The sequence below is a fragment of the Streptomyces graminilatus genome (assembly GCF_001418565.1).
In the GTDB taxonomy this organism is placed as follows: Bacteria; Actinomycetota; Actinomycetes; order Streptomycetales; family Streptomycetaceae; genus Streptomyces; species Streptomyces graminilatus.
Genome location: NZ_LIQQ01000755.1, coordinates 1 through 3,343 on the forward strand (window position 1 = coordinate 1; position 3,343 = coordinate 3,343).

Annotated in this window: 3 protein-coding genes; 1 reads left to right on the plus strand and 2 read right to left on the minus strand. The window is 67.9% G+C overall.

What is annotated here, in order from left to right; genetic code table 11:
- Nucleotides 1-129 precede the first annotated feature (129 nt).
- Together argG and AOK08_RS46280 are read right to left on the minus strand one after the other, a co-directional pair.
- The gene (gene argG / locus AOK08_RS41140; protein ID WP_055535601.1) at nt 130-1,584 is read right to left on the minus strand and encodes an argininosuccinate synthase; all 1,455 of its coding nucleotides are present in this window, start codon (nt 1,582-1,584) and stop codon (nt 130-132) included.
- Between the two features lie 27 nt (nt 1,585-1,611).
- Complete coding sequence (locus AOK08_RS46280) at nt 1,612-1,851, minus strand: hypothetical protein (protein ID WP_157877029.1); 240 nt, start codon at nt 1,849-1,851, stop codon at nt 1,612-1,614.
- A 60-nt stretch (nt 1,852-1,911) separates the two neighbouring features.
- Between AOK08_RS46280 and AOK08_RS41145 the strand changes: the two genes are divergently transcribed.
- Nucleotides 1,912-2,655 carry a polysaccharide deacetylase family protein gene (locus AOK08_RS41145; RefSeq protein WP_055535603.1) on the plus strand — a complete coding sequence of 248 codons (744 nt, stop codon included), beginning with the start codon at nt 1,912-1,914 and terminating at the stop codon, nt 2,653-2,655.
- The last annotated feature ends 688 nt before the right edge of the window (nt 2,656-3,343 follow it).

The window sequence follows — 3,343 nt, forward strand, 5'->3', positions numbered from 1 at the left end:
ACCCCGCACCCCGCACCCGGCCTGAGGCCCCGCCACTGAACGGCGTGAGGGTGCCAGGGCGGTGCATGCGAAGGGACCGGCTCGACACCAGTCGTCGAGCCGGCCCCTTCGTCAAGTCCTCGCCGGAGGTCAGTCCGTGCCGGCCTCCATCGCCGCGCGGTCCAGGAGCGCGTCCTCCTCGGAGACCTCGCCGCGCGAGGCGATGGCCTCGGCGCCGCCCTGCGGCAACGCCGGCATGGTGCCGATCAGCCCGGTGGCAGCGGCCTGGGAGGCGCCGATGGTGGGGCTGCCGGTGCCGATCAGACCGAGGCCCGCGTACTGCTCCAGCTTGGCGCGCGAGTCGGCGATGTCGAGGTTGCGCATGGTCAGCTGGCCGATCCGGTCCACCGGGCCGAAGGCCGAGTCCTCGGTGCGCTCCATCGACAGCTTGTCCGGGTGGTAGCTGAAGGCGGGGCCGGTCGTGTCGAGGATCGAGTAGTCCTCGCCGCGCCGCAGGCGGAGGGTGACCTCGCCCGTGACCGCCGCGCCGACCCAGCGCTGCAGCGACTCCCGGATCATCAGGGCCTGCGGGTCCAGCCAGCGGCCCTCGTACATCAGCCGGCCGAGGCGACGGCCCTCGGTGTAGTACTGCGCGATCGTGTCCTCGTTGTGGATGGCGTTGACGAGGCGCTCGTACGCGGCGTGCAGGAGGGCCATGCCGGGAGCCTCGTAGATGCCACGGCTCTTGGCCTCGATGATGCGGTTCTCGATCTGGTCGGACATGCCCAGGCCGTGGCGTCCGCCGATGGCGTTGGCCTCCATGACCAGGTCGACGGCGGAGGCGAACTCCTTGCCGTTGATGGTGACCGGACGGCCCTGGTCGAAGCCGATCGCGACGTCCTCGGTGGCGATCTCGACCTCGGGGTCCCAGAACCGGACACCCATGATCGGCTCGACGGTCTCCACACCGGTGTCCAGGTGCTCCAGGGTCTTCGCCTCGTGGGTGGCACCCCAGATGTTGGCGTCGGTGGAGTACGCCTTCTCGGTCGAGTCCCGGTACGGCAGCTGGTGGGCGACCAGCCACTCGGACATCTCCTTGCGGCCACCGAGCTCGGTGACGAAGTCGGCGTCCAGCCAGGGCTTGTAGATCCGCAGGTGCGGGTTGGCGAGCAGGCCGTAACGGTAGAACCGCTCGATGTCGTTGCCCTTGAAGGTCGAGCCGTCGCCCCAGATCTGGACGTCGTCCTCCAGCATCGCCCGGACCAGCAACGTGCCGGTGACGGCACGGCCGAGGGGGGTCGTGTTGAAGTACGCCCGCCCGCCGGAGCGAATGTGGAACGCGCCGCAGGTCAGCGCGGCCAGGCCCTCCTCGACCAGCGCGGCCCGGCAGTCGACCACGCGCGCGATCTCGGCACCGTAGGTTTTCGCGCGGCCGGGCACCGAGGCGATATCGGGCTCGTCGTACTGACCGATGTCGGCGGTATAGGTGCACGGGACGGCACCCTTGTCGCGCATCCAGGCGACCGCGACCGAGGTGTCGAGCCCACCAGAGAAGGCGATGCCGACGCGCTCGCCGGCCGGAAGAGAAGTGAGGACCTTGGACATGGAAATATTATGCATGCCGACGCATGATCATGCAAAGTGCGTCGGGGATCCCGAGGGGACATGGTCGCCGAACTCCTCACCGGAAAGCCAGGCCACTGCATCGGTGACGGTTCCGGCGGGCCAGATCGCCGTCGTGCGGGAGCCGCTCGGGGAGTGAGCCGGAGTGGTGGCGGGCGCGGCCGCAGTGGTGAGGGTCACTATCGGCCGATTTGTGACAAAGGCTGCAAATGCCAGTGAATCCTTTGCTTCGGTCAGGCATTCGGTCACTGTCGTGAGGGTCCGTCCCTGTCATCCCGAGATGGCCAGCCATACCAGGAGCAAAACCGAATGCAGAATTCCAGTTCCGTCCGTCTGCTGCGCCGTGCGGCTCTCGGCTGCGCGGTGGCCGTGTCGTTCGCCCTGGCCGGTGCCGGTACGACCGCAAGCGCCGCAACCGGCGCCGGCGCGCAGGCCGCCCCTGCCAACGCCCCGAGCGCTGCGATCGCCCACAGTGCGGCGACGTACGGCCGGACCGTGGCACTCACTTTCGACGACGGCCCAGGGCCGTTCACAGGTCAGGTCCTGGACCTGCTCGCCCAGTACCACGCGCAGGCGACCTTCTGTCAGATAGGCAACCAGGCCGCCGCGAACCCCGCCCTGGTCAAGCGCATCCTCGCCGACGGCCACCGGCTGTGCGACCACACCGTGGACCACCCCCAGCCGATGAGTACCCTCGCATACACCACACAGTTCCAAGAGATCACCGCAGCCAAGAAAATGATCAGCAAGGCCGGCGGGCCGGGCACCCTGATCAGGTGGTTCCGCGCCCCCGGCGGCGATTTCAGCCCCGAAAACCGCCGGATAGCCGTACAGGACGGTCTACGCCCGCTGGGCTGGACCGTCGACCCCCGTGACTGGTCGCGCCCCGGTGTCGCCTCGATCATCGCCACCGTGAAACGGGAACTGCGTCCCGGCGGCGTCGTCCTCATGCACGACGGCGGCGGCAACCGCAGCCAAACCGTGGCAGCCCTGCGCGAACTGCTCCCCTGGATGACCGGGCAGGGCTACAGGTTCAGCCTTCCCGAAAGCTGACGCGGCGGCTTCATTGCTCCTGGAGGCTGAGCGGTCTTGAGCCTATGCAAGGACCGGGCCATGGACGAAGCACGTTTCTGGGCCCTCATCGCATCGTTCGACTGAGAACGGGCCGGTGATGACGAGGCGGTGCTCGCTCCTGCCTCTCTCCTGTACCTCGCCAGCAATGCGTACGAGGCCCAGACCGGAGCGCCGCCCGACCAGCTCACGAGCGTGTCCTGGGAGAGCTTCAGCAATACCGACGGATGGCTGCCCACTCAGAGCACGACGGGCGGACGCTACACCGGGCCGGAGGGTGCCGCCATCCACCTCGGCATCTCCGGCCCCACTCGCCTGACCAGGGGCCAGCCTCGTCACACAGTACGGTGCATGCCGACCGATGCCGGGGCTGTCTGCCGGAATCCGAAGGGTGATCACGCTGCCGCCACGCCGGAGGATTCTCCGTGCCGGCTGTGGTGTGCCGGTCGAGCCTGGCCTTTTGGACAGGATGCGCGCTGCTGGGAGTACTACCGCCTGGCGGAAAGACCTGGAGGTAACAGCGCGCAGCTCCGTATCTCCGGTAGCGGGGGAGAGGGAGAACTCGAATATCCCATAGTTTAGAGCGAAGGAAGCAAGCGGTAGACCAGACCGACCCTGCTCAATGCCCAACCACCCACTTGACGACACGTCAAGAAACACCCCATCAGAC

Excerpts from the sequence above, each read along its gene's own strand:
- AOK08_RS41145 (WP_055535603.1), top strand. The coding sequence starts at position 1,912 with ATGCAGAATTCCAGTTCCGTCCGTCTGCTGCGCCGTGCGGCTCTCGGC.
- argG (WP_055535601.1), bottom strand. The coding sequence starts at position 1,584 with ATGTCCAAGGTCCTCACTTCTCTTCCGGCCGGCGAGCGCGTCGGCATC.